Source organism: Salipiger sp. 1_MG-2023 (genome assembly GCF_030547555.1).
In the GTDB taxonomy this organism is placed as follows: Bacteria; Pseudomonadota; Alphaproteobacteria; order Rhodobacterales; family Rhodobacteraceae; genus Salipiger.
In genome coordinates this window covers 1-22,142 of record NZ_JAUOQN010000054.1, presented here as the reverse complement: position 1 = coordinate 22,142, position 22,142 = coordinate 1, and the positions used below count along the sequence as shown (strand labels likewise).

22 protein-coding genes and 1 tRNA gene are annotated in these 22,142 nt (G+C 63.3%); 12 read left to right on the top strand and 11 right to left on the bottom strand.

Going from position 1 to position 22,142, the window contains the following annotated elements; all coding sequences use genetic code 11:
* Positions 1-32: 32 nt before the first annotated feature.
* The 6 genes from Q4543_RS19640 to Q4543_RS19615 are packed head-to-tail and all read left to right on the top strand — an operon-like array spanning position 33 to position 5,958.
* Positions 33-2,918 (top strand): monovalent cation/H+ antiporter subunit A, encoded by a 2,886-nt coding sequence (locus Q4543_RS19640; RefSeq protein WP_303441127.1) that lies wholly within the window; start codon positions 33-35, stop codon positions 2,916-2,918.
* 1 nt (position 2,919) lies between these two features.
* Positions 2,920-3,258: a Na+/H+ antiporter subunit C gene (locus Q4543_RS19635; RefSeq protein ID WP_216004369.1), complete on the top strand. Its 339-nt coding sequence runs from the start codon at positions 2,920-2,922 to the stop codon at positions 3,256-3,258.
* Positions 3,255-4,799: a monovalent cation/H+ antiporter subunit D gene (locus Q4543_RS19630; RefSeq protein WP_303441125.1), complete on the top strand. Its 1,545-nt coding sequence runs from the start codon at positions 3,255-3,257 to the stop codon at positions 4,797-4,799. The genes Q4543_RS19635 and Q4543_RS19630 overlap by 4 nt, the downstream gene beginning before the upstream one ends.
* 3 nt (positions 4,800-4,802) lie before the next feature.
* Positions 4,803-5,294, top strand: a complete 492-nt coding sequence (locus tag Q4543_RS19625; protein ID WP_216004381.1) for a Na+/H+ antiporter subunit E — start codon at positions 4,803-4,805, stop codon at positions 5,292-5,294.
* Positions 5,291-5,560 (top strand): K+/H+ antiporter subunit F, encoded by a 270-nt coding sequence (locus Q4543_RS19620; RefSeq protein ID WP_216004367.1) that lies wholly within the window; start codon positions 5,291-5,293, stop codon positions 5,558-5,560. The genes Q4543_RS19625 and Q4543_RS19620 overlap by 4 nt, the downstream gene beginning before the upstream one ends.
* An 11-nt stretch (positions 5,561-5,571) precedes the next feature.
* On the top strand, positions 5,572-5,958 hold the full coding sequence (locus Q4543_RS19615; RefSeq protein WP_303441122.1) for a Na+/H+ antiporter subunit G: 387 nt from the start codon (positions 5,572-5,574) through the stop codon (positions 5,956-5,958).
* A 1-nt stretch (position 5,959) separates the two neighbouring features.
* On the opposite strand, the gene Q4543_RS19610 is transcribed toward Q4543_RS19615, so the two are convergent.
* From Q4543_RS19610 to rpmH, 11 genes are all read right to left on the bottom strand, one after another.
* A complete protein-coding gene (locus Q4543_RS19610; protein ID WP_303441120.1) occupies positions 5,960-6,457 on the bottom strand; it encodes a histidine phosphatase family protein in 498 nt (165 codons plus the stop codon).
* 45 nt (positions 6,458-6,502) lie between these two features.
* Positions 6,503-7,138: a ferredoxin gene (locus tag Q4543_RS19605; protein WP_303441118.1), complete on the bottom strand. Its 636-nt coding sequence runs from the start codon at positions 7,136-7,138 to the stop codon at positions 6,503-6,505.
* Entirely contained in the window at positions 7,135-8,025 is an 891-nt protein-coding gene (gene argB, locus Q4543_RS19600) for an acetylglutamate kinase (protein ID WP_216004363.1), read from the bottom strand. The genes Q4543_RS19605 and argB overlap by 4 nt, the downstream gene beginning before the upstream one ends.
* Before the next feature lie 134 nt (positions 8,026-8,159).
* Complete coding sequence (yihA, locus tag Q4543_RS19595; RefSeq protein ID WP_216004362.1) at positions 8,160-8,813, bottom strand: ribosome biogenesis GTP-binding protein YihA/YsxC; 654 nt, start codon at positions 8,811-8,813, stop codon at positions 8,160-8,162.
* Positions 8,810-9,544 (bottom strand): MOSC domain-containing protein, encoded by a 735-nt coding sequence (locus tag Q4543_RS19590; RefSeq protein WP_303441114.1) that lies wholly within the window; start codon positions 9,542-9,544, stop codon positions 8,810-8,812. Before Q4543_RS19590 ends, yihA begins: the two co-directional genes overlap by 4 nt.
* A complete protein-coding gene (gene yidC, locus Q4543_RS19585; protein WP_303441112.1) occupies positions 9,541-11,361 on the bottom strand; it encodes a membrane protein insertase YidC in 1,821 nt (606 codons plus the stop codon). Before yidC ends, Q4543_RS19590 begins: the two co-directional genes overlap by 4 nt.
* Positions 11,362-11,477: 116 nt before the next feature.
* The gene (locus Q4543_RS19580; RefSeq protein ID WP_303441110.1) at positions 11,478-13,016 is read right to left on the bottom strand and encodes a bifunctional diguanylate cyclase/phosphodiesterase; all 1,539 of its coding nucleotides are present in this window, start codon (positions 13,014-13,016) and stop codon (positions 11,478-11,480) included.
* A gap of 64 nt (positions 13,017-13,080) precedes the next feature.
* Entirely contained in the window at positions 13,081-13,938 is an 858-nt protein-coding gene (gene ttcA, locus Q4543_RS19575; protein ID WP_303441108.1) for a tRNA 2-thiocytidine(32) synthetase TtcA, read from the bottom strand.
* Between the two features lie 49 nt (positions 13,939-13,987).
* Complete coding sequence (yidD, locus tag Q4543_RS19570; RefSeq protein ID WP_303441106.1) at positions 13,988-14,209, bottom strand: membrane protein insertion efficiency factor YidD; 222 nt, start codon at positions 14,207-14,209, stop codon at positions 13,988-13,990.
* Positions 14,206-14,661 carry a ribonuclease P protein component gene (gene rnpA, locus Q4543_RS19565; protein ID WP_303441104.1) on the bottom strand — a complete coding sequence of 152 codons (456 nt, stop codon included), beginning with the start codon at positions 14,659-14,661 and terminating at the stop codon, positions 14,206-14,208. The genes yidD and rnpA overlap by 4 nt, the downstream gene beginning before the upstream one ends.
* A gap of 37 nt (positions 14,662-14,698) precedes the next feature.
* The gene (rpmH, locus tag Q4543_RS19560) at positions 14,699-14,833 is read right to left on the bottom strand and encodes a 50S ribosomal protein L34 (RefSeq protein ID WP_216004355.1); all 135 of its coding nucleotides are present in this window, start codon (positions 14,831-14,833) and stop codon (positions 14,699-14,701) included.
* 242 nt (positions 14,834-15,075) lie between these two features.
* Here rpmH and Q4543_RS19555 point away from each other — a divergent pair, with 242 nt between their 5' ends.
* From Q4543_RS19555 to Q4543_RS19530, 6 genes are all read left to right on the top strand, one after another.
* Positions 15,076-15,804 carry a TVP38/TMEM64 family protein gene (locus Q4543_RS19555; RefSeq protein ID WP_303441101.1) on the top strand — a complete coding sequence of 243 codons (729 nt, stop codon included), beginning with the start codon at positions 15,076-15,078 and terminating at the stop codon, positions 15,802-15,804.
* A gap of 12 nt (positions 15,805-15,816) precedes the next feature.
* Positions 15,817-17,220 (top strand): NAD(P)/FAD-dependent oxidoreductase, encoded by a 1,404-nt coding sequence (locus tag Q4543_RS19550; RefSeq protein WP_303441099.1) that lies wholly within the window; start codon positions 15,817-15,819, stop codon positions 17,218-17,220.
* Positions 17,221-17,237: 17 nt separating this feature from the next.
* Positions 17,238-18,617 (top strand): HAMP domain-containing sensor histidine kinase, encoded by a 1,380-nt coding sequence (locus Q4543_RS19545; protein ID WP_303441097.1) that lies wholly within the window; start codon positions 17,238-17,240, stop codon positions 18,615-18,617.
* 90 nt (positions 18,618-18,707) lie between these two features.
* Positions 18,708-18,784: transfer RNA gene (locus tag Q4543_RS19540), tRNA-Arg, on the top strand.
* 155 nt (positions 18,785-18,939) lie between these two features.
* On the top strand, positions 18,940-20,499 hold the full coding sequence (locus Q4543_RS19535) for a TniQ family protein (RefSeq protein ID WP_303441096.1): 1,560 nt from the start codon (positions 18,940-18,942) through the stop codon (positions 20,497-20,499).
* A 543-nt stretch (positions 20,500-21,042) separates the two neighbouring features.
* The gene (locus Q4543_RS19530) at positions 21,043-22,089 is read left to right on the top strand and encodes a hypothetical protein (protein ID WP_303441094.1); all 1,047 of its coding nucleotides are present in this window, start codon (positions 21,043-21,045) and stop codon (positions 22,087-22,089) included.
* Positions 22,090-22,142 lie beyond the last annotated feature (53 nt).

Genomic DNA, 22,142 nt, shown 5'->3' with positions numbered 1-22,142 from the left:
AAGGCCCGGACGGTAATTAAAGGGTTACGGGGATGGGAACGACAAGCGGACTTTTGCCCGTCATGGTGCTGCTGCCGTTCATCGGCGCGCTGATGCCGGGGCTGATGATCCGTGCGGGCCGCAATGCCTGTGCCAGTTTCACCGCTATTCCGACGGTGCTTGCGCTGGTGTTTTTGGGCTCTATGGCGCCCGATGTGTGGAATGGCGGCACGGTCAGTTTCCGCTTCGACTGGATCCCGCAGCTTGGGCTGGGCTGGAATTTCATGCTCGACGGGCTGGGGCTGCTGTTTGCGGGGATGATCCTTGGGGTTGGCCTGCTGATCATCGTCTATGCGCGGTTTTACCTGTCGCCCGATGACCCGATGGGGCAGTTCTATACCTTTCTGCTGCTGTTTCAGGGCGCGATGCTGGGCATCGTGGTATCAGACAACATCCTGCTTTTGCTGGTGTTCTGGGAGCTGACCTCGCTATCGTCTTTCCTGCTGATCGGCTATTGGAAACACCTGCCCGAAGGCCGTCAGGGCGCGCGCATGGCGCTGACGGTGACCGGGGCCGGGGGGCTTGCGATGATCGCGGGGATGCTGATCCTCGGGCAGATCGCGGGCAGCTACGATCTCTCGGTGATCCTGACCAAGGGCGAAGCGATCCGCGCCTCGGACATGTACCTGCCGGCGCTGATCCTGATCCTGATCGGGGCCTTCACCAAATCGGCGCAGTTCCCGTTTCACTTCTGGCTGCCGCATGCCATGGCCGCGCCGACGCCAGTGTCGGCCTATCTGCACAGCGCCACGATGGTAAAGGCTGGGGTGTTCCTGCTGGCGCGCATGTGGCCGGCGCTGGCCGGAACGCCGGAATGGTTCTGGATCGTCACCACCGTGGGGCTGATCACCATGGTGCTGGGCGCAATCATCGCGCTGTTCAAGGACGACCTGAAGGCGCTGCTGGCCTATTCCACCGTCAGCCACCTTGGCCTGCTGACCATGCTGCTGGGCTTTGGCACCAAGATGGCGGCGGTGGTGGCCATGTTCCACGTGCTCAACCACCTGACCTTCAAGGCGGCGCTGTTCATGAGCGCGGGCATTGTCGACCACGAGGCGCACACCCGCGACATCAAGCGCCTTGGCGGGCTGGCAAGGCTGATGCCGATCACGGCGCTGATCGCCTGCGTGGCGGCGCTGTCGATGGCGGGGATTCCGCCGCTCAACGGCTTCATGTCCAAAGAGCTGATGCTGGAAGAGGCGGCGCACACCTATTGGTTCGGAGGAGAGTGGCCGATCATCATCCTCGCCACCTTTGGCGCGCTGATGTCGGTGGCCTACAGTTTCCGCTTCATTTCGCACACGTTTTTGGGGCCGGTGCGCGACGATTATCCGCACAAGCCGCATGATCCGCCGTTTGGCCTGATGATCTCTCCGGCGCTGCTGGCGATTGCCGTGGTCGCCATCGGGCTTGCGCCCGGCCTGCTCGCCGAGCCGCTGGTGCGTGTTGCCAGCGCGGCGGTCATCGGCGACGCGCTGCCGGAATTCCACCTCAAGCTGTGGCATGGCGTCACCCCGGCGCTGTACATGTCGGTTGTCGCGGTGCTGGGCGGCTTCCTTGTGATGAAGGCGCATGGCCCGCTGGACCGCGCATGGCTGGCAACGCCGCGCCCGCATGCCAAGGCGCTGTTCGACCGGCTGATCGCGGGCATCGCGGCGCTGTCGGACCGCATCACGGATGCCATGCACAACGGCGCGATCTCGCGCTATCTCGGCATCTTTGTGCTGTCGACGACGCTGCTGGGCTGGGCCGCATGGCAGGGCGGAGGCCTTGCCACGCCAACGCGCGAGATGCTGCCGGTGCCGCCGCTGGTCGGCGTGGGCTTCGTGCTGCTGATGGTGGCGACGGCGTCGGCGGTGATGATGCACCATACTAGGTTTCGCGCGCTGATCATGGTCAGCGTCGTCGGTCTGATGGTCGCCTTCGGCTTTGTCTACCTGTCGGCCCCCGATCTTGCGATGACCCAGATCACCGTCGATACGGTAACCACGATGCTGTTGCTGATCGCGCTGCACTTTCTGCCCAAGCAGACCCCGGCGGAAAGCTCGCCGTTGCTGCGCGCCCGCGATGGTATCATCGCGCTGGCGGCCGGGGCGAGCGTGGCCTTTCTGGCCTACAGCTTCCTGCTGCGCGACGTGTCGTCGATCTCGGCCTATCATCTGGCAAACAGCTACAAGGGCGGCGGCGGCGACAACGTGGTCAACGTGATCCTCGTGGATTTTCGGGGCTATGACACCTACGGCGAGATCATCGTCTTGGGCATCGCCGGCATCATCCTGTTCGCCCTGATGGAAGGGCTGCTGAGCGGGCCGTCCTCGCGTAAGCTGCGCAACTGGAGCTTCCCCGAGGATGTCTCGCGCGACCGTCACCCGCTGATGATGGTGGTGGTCACGCGGATGATGATGCCGATCGCGACACTGGTCGGGATCTATATCTTCCTGCGCGGCCACAACATGCCCGGCGGCGGCTTTGTCGCGGGGCTGGTGATTTCGATCGCTCTGCTGATGCAGTATATGGCGTCGGGTTTTGGCTGGTCGATGCAGCGCAAGACCATCGAATACCACGCGATGATCGGTTTTGGCGTGGTCATTGCCGGGCTGACCGGCATGGGAGCCTTGCTGTTCGGCCAGCCCTTCCTTACCTCGGCGTTCGGCTATTTCCAGATCTGGCCATTCGAGGAATTCGAACTGGCAACCGCGATGCTGTTCGATCTGGGCGTGTTCCTGACCGTGCTCGGGGCAGTGATGCTGATGCTGTACTCACTGTCGCGGCTGGCGCGCTATTCGGGCGAGACGGTGAATGTCGAGCCGATGGATTACGACCCGTCCAAACAACTCGCCGATGCGCGCAACGAAGATGTACAGGGACTGGAGCGCTGACATGGAACTGATCGTTGCCGTATCCGTCGGCGCTCTGACCGCCGCGGGGGTCTATCTGATGCTGCGCCTGCGGGTGTTTCCGGTGATCCTTGGGCTGACGCTGCTGTCTTATGCGACCAACGTGTTCCTGTTCGCCACGGGGCGGCTGGCCGTTGGCGCACCGCCGGTGCTGAAGGACGGCATCGAGATCTATTCCGACCCGCTGCCGCAGGCATTGGTGCTGACGGCCATCGTGATTTCCTTTGGGATGACGGCGGTGCTGGTGCTGATCGCGCTGGGCGCGACGGTCGAGGCCGGGACGGACGAAGTCAACGTTCCCCGCAAGGAGGACGATAAGTGAACCACTGGATTATCGCCCCTGTCGTGCTGCCGGCCATGGTGGCGCCGATGCTGGCTTATGTCATGCGGCACGATGTGGTGCTGCAACGGGTGGTGTCGCTTGCCGCCGCGCTGGTGCTGAGCGCGATCGCGGCGGGGCTGCTGGTGACCGCTGCCAGCGGCGAGGTGCAGGTCTATCGGCTTGGCGACTGGCCCGCGCCGTTCGGCATCGTGCTGGTGCTTGACCGGCTTTCGGCAATACTGGTGTTGCTGACCGCGGTGCTGGGGGTGATCGTGCTGATCCACGCCTCGGCCACCGGCTGGGACCGCAAGGGGCGGCATTTCCATGCGCTGATGCAGTTCCAGATGATGGGTATTTGCGGTGCGTTCCTGACCGGCGATGCCTTCAACCTGTTCGTGGTGTTCGAGATCCTTCTGATCGCGTCCTACGGGCTGGCGATTTTCGGCGGCGGCGAGGCGCGGCTGAAGGCGGGTCTGCAATATGTCATCATGAACCTTGCGGGTTCGGCGCTGTTCCTGATCGCGCTTGGCACGCTCTATGCGTCGACCGGCACGCTGAACATCGCGGATCTGGCCCTGAAGGTGCGGGAGATTCCGGCCGAAGACGCCGCGCTGGTGCGCGTGGCTGCCATGCTGATGATGATCGTCTTTGCCATCAAGGCGGCGCTGTTCCCGGTGCAGTTCTGGCTGCCCGGCACCTACGCGCTGGCACCGGCGCCGGTGGCGGCGCTGTTCGCCATCATGACCAAGGTTGGCGCCTACGCCATTCTGCGCCTGCACACGGTGGTTTTTGGCCCCGACGCGCAGGCCATCGGGGCATTGCCGGGCGACTGGCTGATGCCCGCCGCTATCGTCACCGTGGCGATTGGCGCGCTGGGCGTGATGGGATCGAAAGGGCTGATGCCGCTGGCCGCATTCGCGGCGCTGGGGTCCACCGCGACGATGATGCTGGCGGTGGCAGGGTTCGCCCCGCTGGCTGCCGGGGCAGCGCTGTACTATCTCGTGCACTCGACGCTGGCGGCGGCGGCGCTGTTCCTCGTCGCCGATCTGGTGCTGACGCGGCGCGGCTCTGACCTGCTGGCCGTGCAGCCTGCCACGGCGCAGAACGGCCTGCTTGCGGCGCTGTTCTTTGGCGTCGCCATCGCCGTGGCGGGCATGCCGCCGCTGAGCGGCTTCCTTGGCAAGCTGCTGGTGCTGGATGCGCTGAAGGATCATGACCTTCGGGTTTGGATCTGGGGGGCGGTGCTGATCGGTTCGCTGCTGACCATCGTCGGCTTTGCCCGCGCGGGGAGCGTGCTGTTCTGGAAATCCACCGCGCCGGGGCTCGAGCCTGTGCCAAACGCGCCCGAGCCGATGCCCATCAGCCCCGCGCAGGCCGCACCCAGCATCGCCGTTCTGGGCCTGCTCGGGCTGCTGACAGTCTTTGCCGGGCCGGTGATGCGCTATACCGATGCCACCGCGGCGCAACTTTTTGCGCCTGCCCCCTATATCGACGCGGTGCTGGAGAACCAGGACGGCACCAAGGACCCGGAGGATCACTGAGCCATGCTGCGCCGCATCTTCCCCCACCCGCTTCTGACGCTGACCCTGACGGTGGTCTGGCTGATGCTGGTCAACAAGTTCACGCTTGGAAACCTGTTTCTTGGCGTCGTTTTCGGGGTGTTCATTCCCGCCGTAACCGCGCCCTACTGGCCGAACCGGCCAAAGCTGGGCGCGCCGCTGATGGCCCTCGAATACGTGGTCGTGGTGCTGTGGGATATCATCGTCGCCAACGTGACGGTGGCGAAGATCGTGCTGTTCAAACCCGAGCGCGACATCCATTCGCAATGGGTGGTGGTGCCGCTGGAGCTGACCTCTCCAGAAGCGATCACCGTGCTGGCCGGGACGGTGACGATGACGCCGGGCACGGTGTCGGCCACACTCAGCTCGGATGGCGGGGCGCTTCTGGTGCATTGCCTGCACAGGGATGACCCCGACGAGGTGTGCCACGACATCAAGACCCGCTACGAGCGCCGGCTGAAGGAGATCTTCCCATGATCACATTCGCGCTGATCTTTGCCATGGGCTGCTATGGCTTCGGCCTGTTGGCAACGCTCTACAAGCTGGTGCTCGGCCCCGGCCCGGCGGACCGCATCATGGCGCTGGACACCATGGTCATCAACTTCATCGCGCTGATGGTGCTCTATGGGATCTGGCGGGGCACGCCGATCTATTTCGAGGCCTCTATGCTGATTGCAATGGTCGGGTTTGTCTCGACGGTGGCCTTCTGCCGCTTTGTCCTGCGCGGCAACATCATCGAATGATGGAGGAAGTCATGTCTGAGGATCCGGGCCTTGTGGCGCAAATCGCGATTTCGGCGTTCCTGGTGATCGGGGGCGTCTTCGGTCTGGTCGGCGGCATCGGGCTGCTCAGGCTGAAGGACACCATGCAGCGCCTGCACGCGCCCACCAAGGCGACGACGCTGGGGGTGGGCGGCTGCCTGATCGCGTCGATGCTGTATTACCTGCTGGTCGACGGGCGGGTGTCGTTCCACGAGCTGCTGATCACCGTCTTCCTGCTGCTGACAGCGCCGATCACCGCCAACGTGATCGCCAAGGTCTGGATTCTGACCAATCTCAAGGAAGGCGATCTGCCACCGACAGGGCGCGAGCACGGCTGGGCAATCTTTGACGACCCGCCCGGCGCAGAGCCCAAGGACTAGCTCAGGGGCTGGTTTCAAGCAGCTCGCGCGGGATGACAAAGGCGTCGGCACTGCCGGTGCCGGGCGCAAGATCGCTCCATTTGTCGATGTCGAAGCTGGCGACCAACGTAGCGCCGGTGGGGTAGTCGGTAAATCGGGGATGCTTCGGCGGGGTGGCCAGCAGCTCTTCGGCAAAACCTGCGATGCCGGGGTTGTGGCCCAGCATGATCACCGTGTCGCCCTGCGCCTCGCCAAGGCAGCGCGTCATGGCCACCGGCCCGGCATGATAGAGCCGCTGTTCAAAGCGCGTGGGCACATCCAGATTCAGCAGATCAAGCGTTTCGCGCGTGCGCAGCGCGGTCGAGCACAGCGCTTCGGTCGGGGCGATGTTCATGCTGCGCATCCAGTCGCCCAAAGCGGCGGCGCTGCGTCGGCCGCGCGGGTTCAGCGGGCGGTCGTGATCGGGGGTCCCGGCGGACCAGTCCGACTTGGCATGACGCATCAGTACGAGGCGTTTCATGCGGCTCCTCCCTCTCGTTGGTGCGGCCAGTCTTTTTTGGTGCGGTCAGTCTTTCATGAACGCGGCCATGTGGAAAGCCGCCTGAGCGGGCGGGCGGCGCATTGCAACCGACAGGGGGCAGGCGCGACGGGCCTTGCAACCGAAGTCGCGGCAGTCTGCGCCCTCGGGGCTGCGCAGGTGGCGCTGGCAGGCTGCAACGTCATAGGGGGCGCCGGGGCGCAGGGCCTGCACCGGGCAGGCGGTGGTGCAGGGGACACCGGCGCAGCTGTCGCAGGGGCTTGGGCGGGCAGGGGGCAAAGCGATGCGCTGCGGCAGGATCACCGCGCCGCGATAGCTCACAAGCAGGCCTGCATCGACATGAACCAACAGATTGATCGGCGAGGCATGGGCCTGCCCGCTTTGACGCGCCCAGCCGAGAAAATCCGGAAAGGGCGGCCCGTCCGACGGGTAGATCGCATCGCCTTGCCAGCGCCGCGCCAGATCCCCGATCACCCGCTTCGACCAAAGATCCAGAGGGTCCGGCGAGGTCGAGCAGAATTCAGGAGCCTCGCGAAACCGCGCCCAGAAACGCGGCTCGTCCGGGCCAAGCAAGACAAGCGTGCTGTCTGGCGCGGGATGAAAGGCGCCGCGCAGGGTCAGCCCCTGCGCCTGCGCCTCGATCTCCAGCGCCGCCAGACTCACCGATTTTCGCGCACCGGCGGAGCGGCTGTGCGGATCAGGGAGCCGGCCCCCAGTTCGGTGAACAGCTCAAGCAGGCAGGCATTGGGCACCCGTCCATCAAGGATCACCACAGCGCGCACCCCATCCTCGATCGCCTTCAGCGCGGTCTCGGTCTTGGGGATCATGCCGCCCGCAATGGTGCCGTTGGCTATCATCTCATGCACGTCTTCGGGGGTCATGGCGGTCACCACCTCGCCCGCGGCATTCTTGACGCCGGTGACATCGGTGAGCAGCAGCAGGCGGTCGGCCTTGAGTGCGCCCGCGATGGCCCCGGCGGCGGTGTCGCCGTTGACGTTATAGGTCTCGGTCGCGTGGCGGCCCGTTGCAACCGGCGCAACAACCGGGATGATGCCCGCCTTGAACAGATCGCGCAGCACCTGCACGTTCATCTCGACCGGCTTGCCGACAAAGCCCAGCTCGGGATCGTCAGGCTCGCAGACGATCAGATCGTCATCCTTGCCCGACAGGCCGACAGCACGGCCGCCCTCGTCCATGATCGCCTGCACGATGCGCTTGTTCACAAGGCCGGTGAGCACCATCTCGACCACCTCGACGGTGGCCTTGTCGGTGACCCGCTTGCCCCGCACGAAGCGGCTTTCGATGTTCAGACGCTTCAGCAGATCGTTGATCATCGGGCCACCGCCATGCACCACGACCGGGTTCACCCCGACCTGACGCATCAGCACGATATCGCGGGCAAATTCCGCCATCGCCTCGTCATCGCCCATGGCATTGCCGCCAAACTTCACCACAACGACAGAGCCGGTGTATCGCTGAAGAAACGGAAGTGCTTCGCTGAGGGTGCGGGCGGTGGCGATCCAGTCCTGGTCCATCTTCTGCTTTCTCATCCGGGGCATCCTTCCGATGCGGTGGTTCTGATCGCCCCTGTGTCCGGGATGCGTCAGATGGACGCAAGATCTTTCGTGCGAAAGATCCTTGTTTGCGGTGGGCCTGCGAGAAGCCCTCGTCCGAGGAGTTTTTGTCAGGGGAGGGTGGTGATGATCGCGCGCAGCGTTGCGATTCCCTCGCCCTTTTCCGAGCTGGTCAGCACGATTTCAGGGTAGGCCGCCGGGTGTTTCGACAGCTTTTCCCGGACCTGCGCCAGCACCGCGTCACGCTCGGAGAGCTTGATCTTGTCGATCTTCGTCAGCACGGTCTGAAAGGTCACGGCAGAGCGGTCGAGCAGGGTCATGATCTCTTCGTCCACGGGTTTGATGCCGTGGCGGGCATCGACCAGCACGAAGGCACGACGCAGCGACGCACGGCCCGACAGGTATTGCTTGAGCAGGCGCTGCCATTTCTCGACCACAGCCACCGGCGCATTGGCAAAGCCATAGCCCGGCAGGTCGACGAGATAGCTTTGCTCGCCCAGCGTGAAATAGTTGATCTCTTGCGTGCGGCCCGGCGTGTTCGAGGCCCGCGCCAGCCCTTTGCGCCCGGTCAGGGCGTTGATCAGGCTGGATTTTCCGACGTTTGAGCGGCCCGCGAAACAGACCTCGGCGCGGTCGTCCGGCGGCAGGCCGTCCATCGCGACCACGCCCTTGAGGAAATCCACGGGGCCGGCGAACAGTTTGCGCCCAAGTTCGCGGGTGGGCTCGTCAGGCTCTTCTGCAAGCGGGAAGGGCAGGTTGGTCATAGGGTCTCTACCTCGTTTCCGATCTCGATCTTGCCAGCGGAAATGACCCGCGCATAGACCCCGAAATCGCGGTGGCCAAAAACTGTGTGCAGCGCCCGGACCGGCTCGGCGTCGCGGGTGCCGGTACGGGGGCTTGCCTCGGTGGCGCGGCAACGCTCGATCCGGGCGGTGATCTGAAGCGTTGCCGCGCCGATGCGCAGCGTCTTGCCGATCCAGTTGAATTCTTCCCAGGGCGCGGCGCCGTTCAGCACCAGATTGCCGCGAAACCGCTCGATTTCGATGTCCTGTCCCAGCGCGCCGGAAAGCGCCTTCAGACTCGCGAGGGACAGCAGGGAAAGCTCGGCCTTGCCGTTGTCTCCCATCCCCTGCGCCGGGGACCGGACGACCTGGTCCGGCGCGTTGCCGGGCCAGAGCGGGCGCACCCAATCAAGCAGCGCATCGGGGTCTGTCTCGGGCGCGGCGCAAAGCGGCGGGCGGTCCGGGTGGTGCAGCAGGATGGTGCCATCGGCCTCGGTCCGGGCGGTTAGCTGCGCCAGCTTCGGCCCGTTCGCCACAACGAGGAAGTCGCGGCGCGGCTGCCAGCCCGTGCCGCGCGGGGCCGCGTCATGGCGAAGCGCCCACGCCCGATCACCGGGCATGGGCGCGTTCGCTTTGAGCGTGACCGTCTCAAGGGGCTCGCGGCCGACCCCCTTGATCGGGTAGCGCCAGATCTGGGCAAGGCGCGATGTCATTTGCCCTTCGGCGCGTCCTTCGGCGTCTTCTTGAAGCCGGACTTGATGTTGCCAAAGATATCAGGCGTGTAACCTTGGCTGCGCATGATCAGGTACTGCTGCGAGAAGGTGATGGTGTTGTTGGTGATCCAGTACACCACCAGCCCGCTGGCAAAACCGCCCAGCATGAACATGAACACCCAAGGCATCCATGCAAAGATCATCTTCTGCGTCGGATCGGCGGGGGCCGGGTTCAGCTTTTGCTGGATGAACATCGAGATGCCCAGAAGGATCGGCAGAACCCCGACAAAGATCAGCGCCATCGTGCTGCCTGCATCGGGCGCGGCCCAGGGCAGCAGGCCGAACAGGTTGAACAGCGAGGTGGGATCCGGCGTGCTGAGGTCCTGGAAGGGACCGAACCAGGCCGCCTGACGCAGTTCGAACGAAACGAAGATCACCTTGTAGAGCGAGAAGAAGATCGGGATTTGCAGAAGGATCGGCAAACAGCCCGAGGCCGGGTTGACCTTTTCCTTCTTGTAGAGCGCCATCATCTCTTGCTGAAGCTTCTGGCGGTCGTCTCCGGCGCGCTCCTTGAGCTTTTCCATCTCGGGCTGGAGTTCCTTCATCTTCGCCATCGAGACGTAGGATTTGAAGGCCAGCGGGAACAGGATTGCCTTGAGGATGACGGTCAGCGCGATGATCGACCAACCCATGTTGCCGATCAGCTGGTGCAGATGGTGCAGCAGCCAGAAGATCGGCTTGGTCAGGAAGAAGAACCAGCCCCAGTCGATGCTGTCGATGAAACGGTCGACGCCGGCGGCCTGATAATCGCGGATCGTCTCGTATTCCTTGGCACCGGCAAACAGCTGCGTGGTCGCCTCGGCGGTTGCGCCGGGGGCGAGGGTCACGGTCGGCTGCACCGCTTCGGTCTGATAGATGTCGCGCGCATCGTCGTATTTCGCGACCTGCTTGAACGGACCGCCTTGCGGGATGAGCGTGGTCATCCAGTAGTGATCGGTGAAGCCGATCCAGCCGCTTTCGGCCACTTGGCTGACCTTGGCACGCGCACCTTCGGAGGCGATGACGTCCATGTCGGGCATCTTGGTATAGTCGATCTCGTCGAGCTTGCCGTCGGCCATCGCCACGACGCCCTCGTGCAGCACGAAGAATTTCTTGCGGTCGACAGGTTCGCCGTGACGGGCCACGATGCCATAGGGTGCGGCCGACACCTGAGTGTCGCTGCCGTTCTCGACCGATTGCGTGATCGTGAACATGTAATTGTCGTCGACCGAGACCTCGCGGCGGAAGACAAGCCCGGTCGGGCTGTCCCAGCGCAGGGTAACCGGGCTGTCGGTCCCCAGTACCGTGCCGGATTCCACCGACCATTCGGTATTGGGGCCGGGCACGTCCGTGCCGCCAAGGCCGGCACCCGGAGCCCATCCGAACAGAGCGTAGTAGGAGTGGCCGGACCCGACGGGCTCGAGGATTTCGACGTTGGGCGAATCCTCGTCGAGGTTGACGGTGTAGTCCTTAAGCGTCAGCGCATCGATGCGCCCGCCGCTCAGCGAGATCGACCCGGAAAGGCGCGCCGTGTCGATTGGCAGGCGCGGCGCATCGGAGGCGGTTTCCGCCTGCGTTGCGTTGGCAGCCGGATCGGTGCCGGGGGCCGTCGATGGGGTGGTGGCGGTCGCGGTGGAACCGTCGACCGTTTGAACCGCAGCGGGCCCTGCCTGATCCTCGACCTGCTGCTCCGGTGGCGGGAAGAGCAGGAACCAGATGAGGATCACCACAAAGCTCAGCCCGGTTGCGATGAGCAGGTTCTTGTTCTGATCGTCCATGCGCGGTCGCCGCCCTGTCCTTGGAAAGTCACCGCCGGGTTCAACAGGCAGGGCCTGCAAAGGTCAAGCCGATTCCGGGGCGATTCGGCCTTTTGTTACTAGACAGGTGTGGCTCATCAGCCTGCGCCGCGCCCCAGTTTCTGGGCACCAGCAATGCGTTGGGCGTGATGGCGGGCCCAGTCAGCCAGTTGATCGGCGGGCATCGGTCGGGCGATGCCGAAGCCCTGAACATGATCGCAGCCCAGTTGCGACAGCAATGCGTGTTCTGCGACGCTTTCGACTCCTTCGGCCACGGTTTCCAGCCCGAGGCGATCGGCGAGGCCGAGGACCGCCGCCAACATCCGGCGCTGTTCTTCGTCGCGATCGACGCGGGTGACAAAGCTGCGATCGATCTTTAGACGATTCACGGTAAAGCGTCGCAGCGCGGTGATCGAGGCATGGCCCGTGCCGAAATCGTCGAGGTCGATCTGGCAGCCGAGTTGCGACAATCCCACGATATTTCTCGCCGTGATGCCCTCCGGGCTATCCGCGATCACCGTCTCGAGAACCTCGATCCCGAGTCGCGAGGCCGGGATGCCGAAGCGGTCGAGTTCCCACTTGATACGGTCCACCAGATGCGTGCTATGCAATTCGATATCCGAGAAATTCACCGAGACCTTGGGAATTTCGACACCGGACGCATCCCAGCCGCGCAGGGCTGTCAGACTGTGCTGCAGGATCACTTCGCTCAACCGGTCGAGCTGACCCGCCTGCTCGAGCGCGCCAAGGAATTCCATCGGTGGCACGATGCCGCGCTCGGGATGTATCCAGCGTGCCAGCGCTTCGACCCCGCTGATCCGTCCGGTCGAGGTGCAAAGCTGAGGCTGGAACCACGGTTGGATCTGGCCCTTGGTCAGGGCGTGCTCGACCTCGTCAAGCAGGGATTTGCGCGCGCGCCGCTCTGCGCGCATGCCTTCGGACCAGGCGCGGATCGCCGAAGGCCCGTGTGACAGCGCTTCGGTCAGTGCAGTCTGTGCGGCCTCGATCAGTTGCGCGCCGGACGGCTCGCCCTCCAGTCGCGCAGAGCCGCAGAACCCAAGGGAGACCGACACATAATGTGAGCCGGTCTCGAAGCTTACCGGTTCTTCGAGCGTGCGTTGCACCCGCTCTGCCAATGTCAGCAGCGACTCAAGATCGAGGTGGATTGATGGCCCGAGCAGAACCATGAACCGCGAATCCCCAATGCGAACGACCTTGTCGCCACGCCGCGTCAGGCCACGCAGCCGCTTGAGCAAGGTGCTGCGCAGCGCTTGCGCCGCGTCATCGCCGGACCGCCGGGCGACGGTGTCGAGGCCTTCGGCTTCGACCAGAACACAGGCGGTGGCCATGTCTGCCTTCAGGGCGCGGTCGATCATCTGCTGTGCCAGATCGGGCGTCGCAGCGGCGTCGATAAGGTCGGGAAGCGGCCCGTCGGGATCAAGCGCCTGTCGCCTTGTGCTGGTGATGCCGTAAAGCGCTGGCAGCCCCAGCGCGATTGCGATCAGCGTCATCTCGCCGCCAAGCCAGAAACCGGCGAGCGACAGGGCAGGCAGGAAGGCAAGCATGTGCTGGCCACCGAGCCATTCCGCCAACTCGGTGCGTTGCCGGAGGATGCCAGCTTTCAGCTTCGAATTCATCGCCCTGCCCTTTCCGTGCGCTGTTCTTGAAGAACAGGACTAGATCAAGGAGGTAACTCGCAGCTTAACGGAGCTTCGGGATGTCGCTTTTCTCCTGCTCTGCAAGGGCCAGACCGACGAAATCGAACAGCTTGGGGTCCAGCATGTGGGAGGGGCGCACATTGGTCAGCGCCTTGAACATCACCTGACGGCGGCCGGGCGCATTCTTTTCCCACTGGTCGAGAATCGCTTTCACCTGCACGCGCTGCAGCCCGTCCTGCGAGCCGCACAGATCGCAGGGGATGATCGGATAGTTCATCGCCTTGGCGAAGCGCTCGCAATCGGCCTCGGCGACATGGGCGAGGGGGCGATAGACGAACAGATCGCCTTCTTCGTTGACCAGCTTGGGGGGCATGGTTGCCAGCCGTCCGCCATGGAACAGGTTCATGAAGAAGGTTTCGAGGATGTCATCGCGGTGATGCCCGAGCACGACGGCGCTGCAGCCTTCCTCGCGGGCGATCCGATACAGGTTGCCGCGCCGCAGACGCGAGCACAGCGCGCAATAGGTGCGCCCTTGCGGCACCTTGTCGACCACCACCGAATAGGTGTCCTGATATTCGACACGGTGCGGCACGCCCATCTTTTCAAGAAATTCCGGCAGCACGGTCGAGGGAAACCCCGGCTGCCCCTGGTCGAGATTGCAGGCCAGCAGCTCGACCGGCAACAGCCCGCGCCATTTCAGCTCGTGCAGCACGGCCAGCAGCGTGTAGCTGTCCTTGCCGCCCGACAGGCAGACCAGCCAGCGCGCACCGGGCTGGATCATGCCATATTGCTCGATCGCCTCGCGGGTGTTCTGCACGATGCGCTTGCGCAGTTTCTTGAACTCGGTGCTTTTCGGTGCACCGTGAAAGAGCGGGTGGATGTCGTCGCCGTCGTCGAGCATGAGGGTGCCTTTCCGAAAGCCGGGCAGGGCCGGCAAGCGTTGCGCCCGGTCAGTCCGGGACGTTGTCGATGCCGCTGCCGCCCCAAGGATGACAGCGCAGGATGCGCCGTGCGGCAAGCCAGCCGCCCCGGATCGCACCGTGCTTTTCCAGCGCTTCAAGCGCATAGGCCGAACAGGTCGGCTGGAACCGGCAGCCATGACCGACCCAGGGCGACCAGAGCAGCCGGTAGGCCCGCACTGGCAGCGACAGAAGCCCGGCCAGCGGGCTCATGCGCCGCGGCCCCGGCGGCGCGGCGCGCGATCCGGCGACTTGCCAGCGCGGCCCGAATGCACCCGCTGCAACGCCTTTTCCAGATCGGCGCAGAGCAGGTCGAACGGGCGATCCGCCGTGACGTCTTTCCAGCCGATCAGCACGTAATCCCAGCCGGAACGCCCCCGCGGCGCCAGCACCAGCCGGGCGATCTCGCGCAGGCGACGCTTGGCACGATTGCGCGCCACGGCATTGCCGACCTTCTTGGAACAGGTGAAGCCGACGCGAACGGCGTCGTTGCCGTCGTCGCGGCGCCGTGCCTGCAGCATGAAAGATCCCGCTGCGGCCCGGTCTGCCCGCGCTGCGGCGAGGTAGTCCGGGCGCTTGCGCAGGATTTCAAGCCGGCGGGCGGCAAGCGGAAAGGCCGCCTCGGACAGTGCCGGGGCGGCCTTTTCTTCAGTCTGGTCCGTCATCGCAGAACCGGGCTTCGCCATGGGCGAAGCACCCGGATCAGGCGCTCAGGCGCTTGCGGCCGCGGCTGCGGCGCGCGTTCAGAATCTGCCGACCGGCCTTGGTGGCCATGCGGGCACGGAAGCCGTGACGGCGCTTGCGAACCAGGTTCGACGGCTGGAAAGTGCGTTTCATCGCGCTTCACTCCTCAAGTTGTCGGTCAGCCCGACGAAACCTGTAGAGGATTCGCAGAGCCAGTATCATTCGAAGCCCGTCCTATAGGGAGGGGCCGGTGATATGTCAAACCTCAATATCACCGCCGGCCAAGTGGAAGGCCCGTCGCTGGCACCGCGGATGCCGCGCACGCAGGATCACTGTGGTGTGAGAATTTATGTAATGTCTCGCATGTGAGACGGCACGGCCCCATTAAACACGCCATGACACAATCTGCTCGTACAAAACCCGCCTTCTTGCGCCATCTGCCGCTTGCCGTGATCCTCGGCGTTGCGGCGATCGGGGCGTTCGCCCTGCGCGATTATCTCACCTTTGACACGTTGCGCGACAACCGTGAATCGTTGCTGGCATTGCGCGAGGCGCATTACGCCGCGCTCGCCAGCGGCTTTTTGTTAGCCTATGTCGCCATCGTCGCCTTTTCGTTGCCCGGCGCGTCGGTGGCATCGGTCACCGGGGGGTTCCTGTTCGGTCTGGCGGCGGGCACAGCGCTGAATGTCGCGGCTGCCAGCATTGGCGCAGTGCTGATCTTTCTCGCCGCGCGCGCCGGGCTGGGCCAAACCCTGTCGGCGAAGATGGATACGGGCGAGGGCCGGCTGGCCCGCCTGCGCCAAGGGCTGCGGGACAATGAGATCTCGGCACTGCTGCTGCTGCGCCTCGTGCCCGTCGTGCCGTTCTTTGTCGCCAACCTGCTGCCAGCGCTGGTGGGGGCGCGCCTGCACAATTTCGCATGGACCACCGCTGTCGGCATCGTGCCGGGCGCGCTTGTATTTACCTCGATCGGTGTCGGTGTGGGCGAAGTATTTGACCGGGGCGAAAACCCCGATCTGGGGCTGCTGTGGTCGCCGCAGGTGCTTGGCCCGCTTCTCGGGCTGGCGGTGCTTGCCGCGCTGCCCATGCTGATCCGCGCCATTCGTGGCCGTAAAGACATCTGAAGGATTATGACCATGCAGACTATTGAAACCGACCTTTGTGTCATTGGCGCGGGATCCGGCGGCTTGTCCGTGGCCGCAGGAGCGGCGCAAATGGGCGTCAAAGTGGTGCTGATCGAAAAGGGCGAGATGGGGGGCGATTGCCTCAACTACGGCTGTGTGCCGTCCAAGGCGCTAATCGCGGCGGCGCACCGGGCGCATGAAATGACCACGGGGGCCCCGTTTGGTATCGCAAGCGAAGTGCCGCGCGTCGACTATGCCGCCGTCAAGGATCACGTGGCCAGCACCATCGCGCGCATCGCCCCGATGGACAGTCAGGAACGGTTCGAAGGATTCGGGATTGAGGTCATCCGCGCCCATGGCCGCTTTGTCTCGCCCACCGAGGTCGAGGTCGGGGGCAAGCGTATCACTGCACGGCGATTCGTTCTGGCCACGGGGTCGTCGCCGATGGCTCCGCCGATTCCGGGGTTGTCGGATGTGCCCTTCCTGACCAACGAATCGATCTGGGAATTGCGAGACCGCCCGTCGCATCTGCTGGTGATCGGTGGTGGACCGATCGGTCTTGAAATGGCGCAAGCCCACCGGCGGCTGGGCTGCGAGGTCACGGTGGTCGAGGCGGGCGCCGCCTTGGGCCGCGAAGACCCGGAAATGGCCGCCATCGTGCTGGAGCAGCTGCGCTCCGAAGGGGTGCGCATTCTGGAGAATGTCTCAATCAGCGCGGTACGTCCCGGAATCGAGCTGGATGCCGGCGATGAAACGCTGCGCGGCTCGCATTTGCTGGTTGCGGCCGGGCGCAAACCCAACACCGATGGGCTGGGGCTGGACGTTGCCGGGATCGAACCCGCGCGGCACGGCGTCCAGGTGGACAGCGGCCTGCGTACGACCAATCGTCGTGTCTATGCGATCGGGGACATTGCCGGCGGTGGTTTTACCCATGTTGCGGGATATCATGCCGGGCTTGTCGTGCGCAGTGCTCTGTTTGCCCTTCCGGCAAAGCTGCGCCCGCAGATCCTGCCCCGCGCCACATACACCGCGCCGGAACTGGCGCAGGTCGGTCTGACCGAGGCCGAGGCCCGGGTGAAATATGGTGAAAAACTCGAGGTGTATCGCCTTGCCCACGATCACAACGATCGCGCCATAGCGCAACGCGCAACGCAGGGCCTGCTCAAGCTGATGGTGGTCAAGGGGCGCCCGGTCGGCGTGTCGATCGCCGGGGCGCAGGCAGGCGAATTGATCGGAACCTGGGCGCTTGTCCTGTCCGCGAATCTCAAGCTAAGCGCGGTTGCAGGGGCGGTGATGCCATATCCGACCGTCGGGGAGCTTAACAAACGCCTCGCGGGAACTTATTTCTCCCCCAGACTGTTTGAAAACGAAACAGTGAAAAAAGTTACAAGACTGGTGCAGCGCTGGCTGCCCTAAGGGACAGCAGGACGCATATGCTCAATTCGCTCTCTGGCCGTTTTCTGATCCTCACGGCGGTGTTCGTGATGATGGCCGAAGTGCTGATCTTCCTGCCCTCGGTGGCGCGCTTTCGCGAGGATTACCTGACCGACCGGCTTGAACGGGCGCAGATCGCCTCGCTGGCGCTGCTGCCCGGCGAGATGATCGACCCCGACATCGAGCGAGAGCTGCTCGCCAATGCCGAGGTGTTCAACGTGGCGCTGCAACGCAATTCCACGCGCGAGCTGATGCTGTCTTCGCCGATCCCCGGCCCGGTGGCCGCGACCTACGATCTGCGCGATGCCAGCGCGCTGATCTTGATGCGCGATGCCATGGTGCGGCTTGTTGACAGTGAGCCGCGCCTGATCCGGGTGATCGGCTACCCGTCACGGCAAGCGGGGGAGCTGATCGAGGTCACCATGGAAAGCGCGCCGCTGCGCCATGCCATGATCGAATACGGGCTGCGCATCCTGCTGCTGTCGGCGGTGATCTCGGTGGTGACGGCAATGCTGCTGTTCCTTGCGGTGCGCCGCCTGCTGGTGAAGCCGATCAAGGGCGTGGTGGCGCAGATGCAGCGCTATGCCGAGGCCCCCGAAGACGCCCGCCGTATCATCCAGCCCCGCGCCCGCGTGCGCGAGCTGCGCGAGGCCGAAGAGGCGCTGCAATCGCTGGAAACCCAGCTGTCTGCGTCCCTGCGCCAGAAAGAGCGGCTGGCACAGCTGGGCGGCGCCGTGGCGCGGGTCAGCCATGATCTGCGCAACATCCTGACATCGGCGCAGCTGTTCACCGACCGGATCGAGACCTCCGAGGATCCGGCGGTGAAACGGCTTGCCCCCAAGCTGGTCAACTCGATCACCCGCGCCGTGTCGCTGTGCGAGACCACTCTGGCGTTTGGCAAGGCCGAAGAGCCCGCGCCGCTGCTTACCTATTTCAACCTTGCCGAGCTGGTCGGCGAGGTGATCGAGGCTGAACGGCTTGCCATCGGGGATCACGATCTGAGCCTGTCCGAAGACATCCCGGCCCATTTGCAGATGCGCGGCGATCCCGAACAGATCTACCGCGTGGTGGCCAACCTCGTGCGCAATGCGCGCCAAGCGATCGTCGGCACCGGCCAGCCGGGCGAGATCAACGTTGCCGCACGCGAGGAAGACGACGTCTGGATCATCGAGGTCACCGACACCGGGCCGGGTTTGCCCCCCAAGGCACGTGAGCACCTGTTCAAGCCGTTTCAGGGCGGGGCGCGCAAGGGCGGCTCGGGGCTTGGCCTTGCCATCGTCGCCGAGCTGGTACGCGGCCACGGCGGCACGCTGCGCCTGTCGAGCACCGGTGAGTCCGGGTCGTGTTTCGAGATCCGCCTGCCAATGGGGGATATGTAGGCGTTTTTCAGGGTGACTTGCACGTCATGTCATTTTCCTGAAAAAAGCCTCTTGCGGTTCACGGCCCCCAACTGTAAACGCTGCCTCAACGGACCGATAGCTCAGCTGGATAGAGTACTTGACTACGAATCAAGGGGTCGGGGGTTCGAATCCTCCTCGGTCCGCCACTTGCCCCTTGTCAGATGCCAAGCAAAACCGACTTTTGTGACAGGTAACTGACCCAGTCGGCGGAATTTCCTGAAATCATAGCAGCGTTGCTCACTTGAGCTGGTGATCGTAAGATCCGGCCAATCCAGCCTCTGTCTGATCCCGGAAGCCTCGCTTGGTCAAAAGCCTACCTGCCACTCCTGGAACGAACTTCCCGCAGTTGCCGCTGACGGTGGCACATGCCGCGTGCGAGCCCGCTACTTCCTTGCTGTCGCGGCTTGCGGCCAGGAACGGCGCCATTTCGATGCAGAGGTTTTGCGGCGACATTGCCTTTCCGATCGACCCGCTCTTTCGTGGTGAGAAGGTTGCCATAGAGCAATTGGCGCAGCTTGCAGGGTATGAAGTGGGCGCATTGGAGCGGGTGTCTATCCGTCATGTCGGTAAGGGGCATTTTCGCCTGAGAGACGAATTTGCCTCCCTTCAGAGCTTTCAGCGCACACGCATCCGCGTCTGCCCGGAGTGTATACGGTCCGAAATGCCGTCAGCAGCGGAGTCGTGGCGTGTGCCGCGCCGCCTCCAATGGAAATTCTCGTCGATCAGGAGCTGCCCGGAACACAGCTGCATGCTCGTATGCCTTCCAGCCGAGAAATTTCACAAGGATGCCCGAGACTTCGCGGCGCAGCTGCGAAAACACCACGTTTGGATTTTGGATCAGCCGGTGGTCCAGGCAAACCCCAGCCCTTTCGAGGCGTATATTACGAACCGCATCCTGAGCGGGCGGGGCGACCGATGGATCGACCGCCTCGAACTCAACGTGGCGTCGCGGGCATGTGAAGTGCTGGGCCTGCGTGTCGCAAAGGGGCCAGATGCTGCGCTGGCGGGGCACAGTGAGCCAGACTGGATGACCTATGGTTCCTTGGGCTACGACACACTGAAAGACGGACCTGGAGCCCTTTCCAATTGTCTTGCCGATATGGCTCGCGTGGATGTCGTGGACGGCAGGTTTTTCGGTCGACTCTTTGGCCCCTGGATGGCGTGGCTGAAGAGCCGGAGTCTCGGCGATGAGTTCGAGCCCCTGCGTGACGTCGTGCGGCGACACGTCTTTGACAATTTTTCCGTCAGAAAAGGGGTGCTGGTGCTTGGCGTGCCTTCGGAGGGAATGGCTTCATCGAACCCACAGAAGTCGGTTTCGCTGAAGGGGTTCGCCAAGCGCAATGCGGAGGATCTGATTTACCGAGGTCTCGCCAAGCGTGACGCTGGTGGCGGTATCGTACCAATGAATTTTGTTACCCAGCAAATGCTCGACGCCTACGAACGCGAGAAGAAGTTCTTTCGAAACGCAAAGTATTCATCTGAAGGTAGAAAATCCGGAACATTTATTATGGACGAAACCGATCTCGCACGGGAGAGCCGCTTTTCCATCGGTGACGCCGCCGGGCAGTTAAGAGTGACGGCCAAAACAGTAGGGTATTTGATCCAGCATGGAATATTGTGCGGCGTGGATACCTCAGAGTTCTACCGTCGAGGGGCGACCGTTGTCACAACCGACAGTTTGACGCGTTTCCGAGAGACTTTTATTTCTTTGGGCGAGTTCGCGGAGGTCGTGCAGCGCCCACAAGGATCACTTTCGATGAAACTTAGAAATGCCAATGTGGCCCTGTTGGCGATGCCTCATGATCTAAGCCGGATCTACTGGCGTGAGGATGTAGATGCCTACGCAACAACTAAAAATTGACCCTTTCGGCCCGACCTGCATAAGCAACTTTCGCGCCAGGACGGCAGATAGCGGGTCTGCTTGGTCAGGCGCGCTCTCAACCGGCGACAACTGGCCGCCCTTGCCATCCAGCGACGCCCTACCGCCTGGACTTTGCAAAGGTCGCAATCTGCGCACTGCTGCCGTTCGTCAAGTGCGCAGCGAACGTCGGCTTCCCGCCCATGGTGTCGATCGACACGAACGGCCCAAAGCTGCCATTCGCCGTAGCTAAGTGCTGCTTTGCAGCATTCCCCATTGCGGAATTTTGTTGTCGCAGACGCACCAATATGAAGCGCTGTCCTCCTCAGTTTCGACAGGGACGCGGATGTGGCGTTGGAGCAAGAAGGGGCGGGGCACAGGCCCTACTCCACATGGCGGAGATCATAGATGGAGATAAGCGAGATGGTTTGCTAATCGGTAGTTGACGAGTGACGATGGGAGCGTGATGAGATTCGCAATGATCAACTGCGAATGCCGAGAACTCCAGCCGGGTTTTCAGGCTAGTGCTCGGGAGATACAGGCCTCATGCGTTCGATATCGGGAGATGAAGCGAGGACTCTGATCGAGAGCCAATTGGCTGCGCACGGCCAGGGCGTAATCTCTGTCTTAGCGCAATATCGGCGTGATGATGCGGTAGCGGCATGGCATGAGACGATCCGGGCCATAGAGGAGTTCATCAATCTGCCGAGATTCGGGGTCACCGATGATCGACTTCGCGCTTGGTTGTGCGCGATCCGACTGGACGGCGCGTTTGTTTCAAATCCGGGTCCGACATGGTTGGCCGTGCGTCAGACGCTCGCGCCGCATCTTGAACCGTCGGTCGTTGCCCGGTTCACGCGGATCATGCTGTACGCTGGCGCGATGGGTTTGGCCTTTGCCGCACATGGCCAAGGCGCTCGTAGTGCTAGCATCACGCTTGACACGATCGGCGGGACCGTCGAATATTTTCAATCGCGGCGACGGCACTTCGTCTCGCTGCTCTACACCATGCCCCATGCGTGTTCCGGCTCGCTGGTTCTTCAGCCCTATCACGCGCTGACCGTTCTCTTGCCCCAAGTCGAGCATAGCTGCATTGCCATCACAGGCTTTCACCATAAGCTTGCGCTGCTCGAGGCGCTGTCGGACTTCAGCCTGGAGGTCGACAGTATTGGCGCGATGGCCAGCCATGGCTTTGAGACCCTAGACGACTATTTCCTCGAGCCAGAACGTGCCTCGATTCATGTGATGGCTGAGTTGCGGGGTGATCAGTTCACGATGCCAGCCATGGAACCGGTCGATTGCCGGAAGATTTTCTCTGCCGCTGAACTGCGCAATGGCGTCAAACTGATCGGCGCGGCCTATGAGGCGTTCGGCCTAAAGGATTCCGACTTTTCCGCCATGGGTATGCTGGTGATTGCCTTCGCCCGCTATTCCCGAGACGATTATTATATCGAGATCGAGAAGGAGACCTTTCGCTCGATGCTGCGCGCGCAGAAGGAGTTGGATCCCGCCGAACTCGAGACGTTGCTGGTGAACGTGCCCTCGGACTACGCGACCAACACCAACGCCTATCTGTCACATCCCGGCAGGTAATATGGCTGTTTCTTGAACAGCTCTGGCTTGAGTTTGTGCCAGTCCTTCATCGC